Source organism: Streptomyces sp. NPDC046197, assembly GCF_040646295.1.
Lineage (GTDB): Bacteria > Actinomycetota > Actinomycetes > Streptomycetales > Streptomycetaceae > Streptomyces.
In genome coordinates, this window is record NZ_JBEYZY010000089.1 from 1 (window position 1) to 2,611 (window position 2,611).

Genomic DNA, 2,611 nt, shown 5'->3' on the forward strand with positions numbered 1-2,611 from the left:
TGGCCCGCGGATCCCGAGCGGGCGCGGCGAGCGGCGGTGTCGTCGTTCGGGATCAGCGGTACCAACGCCCACGTCATCCTCGAAGAAGCACCCGCCAGTGCCGACCCGGTCCGGCCTGCCCCGTCCCCGGGCAGCGAACCGGTGGTGTGGAACGTGTCGGCGCCCTCCGAGACGGGACTGCGCAAGCAGGCCGAGAAACTGGCGGCTTTCCTCCAGGAAGCGCCCGACCTGGAGGTGTACGGGGTCGGGCATGCTCTGGCGACGGGGCGGGCGGTGTTCGGTCACCGTGCGGCGGTGGTGGGCCGTACCCGGGGAGAGCTGCTGGCCGGGCTGGAGTCCGTGGCGGCCGGGCAGCCGATCGCCGATGCATTGGTGGGAAGTGCCGGCGCCCGGAAGACGGCGTTGGTGTTCGCGGGGCAGGGCAGCCAGCGTGTCGGTATGGGGCGTGAGCTGCATGAGCTGAGCCCGGTGTTCGCGGCGGCGTTCGACGAGGTGTGCGCGGCGTTCGACGGGCTTCTGGACGCCGACCGTCCGTTGCGGGAGCTGATCCTGGGTGCGGAGACGGACGAGGAGACCCTGGCGCAGACCCGGTACGCGCAGCCGGCCATCTTCGCGGTGGAGGTCGCGCTGTTCCGGCTGCTGGAGTCCGTGGGCGTGCGCCCGGACTTCGTGGCCGGTCATTCGATCGGTGAGCTGGTGGCCGCGTACGTGGCCGGGGTGTGGTCGCTGCCGGACGCGGCCCGGCTGGTGGCGGCCCGGGGGCGGCTGATGCAGGCCGCGCCCGCTGGCGGGGCGATGGTTTCCCTGCGCGTAACGGAGGCCGAGGTCCGCGCGAGCCTGGAGGCGCTGGGCGTGGTGGACACGGTGTCCGTCGCGGCTGTCAACGGTCCCCGTCAGACGGTGGTCTCCGGCGACACGGACGACGTCGAACGCGTCGCGGAGCACTGGCGGGCCCAGGGACACCGCACCAAGAAGCTGCTGGTCAGCCATGCCTTCCACTCCGCCCACATGGACGGAGCGCTCGAGGAGTTCCGGCAGGTCGCAGCGACCGTCCGGTGCGAGCGGCCACGCATCCCCGTCGTCTCCGCCGACACCGGCCGGATCGCCATGTACGAAGAACTGGCCGATCCCGGCCACAGGGCCGGACACATCCGCCGCACGGTCCGCTTCGCCGACGCCGTCCACTGTCTGCGGAACGAAGGGGTCGGTACGTTCCTGGAGGTCGCAGGGCATCAGGCGGTGGCCCAGCAGATCGAGGAGACCCTCGAAAGCCTGCCCGCCGCCCCCGAGGACGTGACCGTCGCAAGCGTCACACCGGACCCGTACGGACTGGTGGGCGCACTCGCCCGCTCCCACGTGACAGGCACGGACGTCGACTGGCCGGCGTGGTTCACCCGGACCCCCGCCACCCCCGTCGACCTGCCCACCTACCCCTTCGACCACCGCCCCTACTGGCTGGCGCCGCACGCCCCCGTGGGCGATGCCCGTCGATTCGGCCTGGCGGACACCGCCGACCACCCGCTGCTGGGAGCATTGGTCACGCCGGCCGAGGGAGAAGGTCTGCTGCTCAGCGGTCTGCTCTCGCTGCGCACTCACCCATGGCTGGCGGATCACGTCATCGCGGGCACGACTCTTCTGCCCGGCACAGCCTTCCTCGAATTCGCCCTCCAGGCCGCACGAGCCGCCGACTGCGAGGAGGTCGTCGAACTCACCCTGGAACGGCCGCTCGTCCTGCCCCCGCAGGGAGCGGTCCAGATCCATGTGGTGGTTCAGGGAGCCGACGAGCAGGGCCATCGAGCCCTGGCCATCCACGCCCGCCCGGCCGAACGGGACGGTGAGCACGACCACCCGTGGACGTGTCACGCGACGGGCGTGATCGCCCCGGCCGCCCCCCGGCCACCACACGCCTTCGAGTGGCTGCCGGCGGGCACCGTACCGCTGGACCTGGCCGACGCCTACTCCCGTCTGGCCGACGACGGCTACACCTACGGCCCCGCTTTCCAGGGGCTGCGGACCGTCTGGTCCTCGGGCGCCGACTTCTACGCCGAGGTCGAGATCGCCGAGGCACAGCGCGCCGACGCCGCCCGCTGCGGCCTGCACCCGGCGCTTCTCGACGCCGTGCTGCACGTCCTGGCCCTGGACGGTCTCGCCGACGGCGGCTCTGCCCAGGTGCCCTTCTCCTTCACCGGCGTACGGCTCCGGGCGCACGGCGCGACGGTGCTGCGGGCCCGGCTGCGGCGCACGGACGGCGGAGCAGCGATCACGCTCACCGACCCGGAGGGAGAGGTCGTCGCTGACGTCTCCTCGCTGGCGATGCGAGCGATCGACGCGCGGGGCGTCGTCCCCCTGACGAGGCGACCTCTGCACACGGTGCGCTGGGTCCCCCTGGAGACGGAAGCCGCCGCCGACGGGGCCTCTCTCGACGCGGTGGTGGTGCGGGTGTCCGCTGGTGATGCCGTGGAGGAGGCCGTGACCACGGTGTTGGCTCAGTTGCAGGACCGGCTGGCCGGCGATGAGCGTGTGGTGGTGGTGACGGCTTCCGGTGACGCGGCGGGGGCCGCGGTGGGTGGACTGGTGCGGTCGGTTCAGGCGGAGTACCCGGGGCGGTTCT

The 2,611-nt window shown here is 72.5% G+C and carries 1 protein-coding gene; it reads left to right on the forward strand.

All coding sequences use genetic code 11. The annotated features are described in order from the left end of the window. Positions 1-2,611, forward strand: a 2,611-nt coding sequence (locus AB0A61_RS40935; protein ID WP_361304680.1) for a type I polyketide synthase, incomplete at both ends; no start/stop codon positions are given.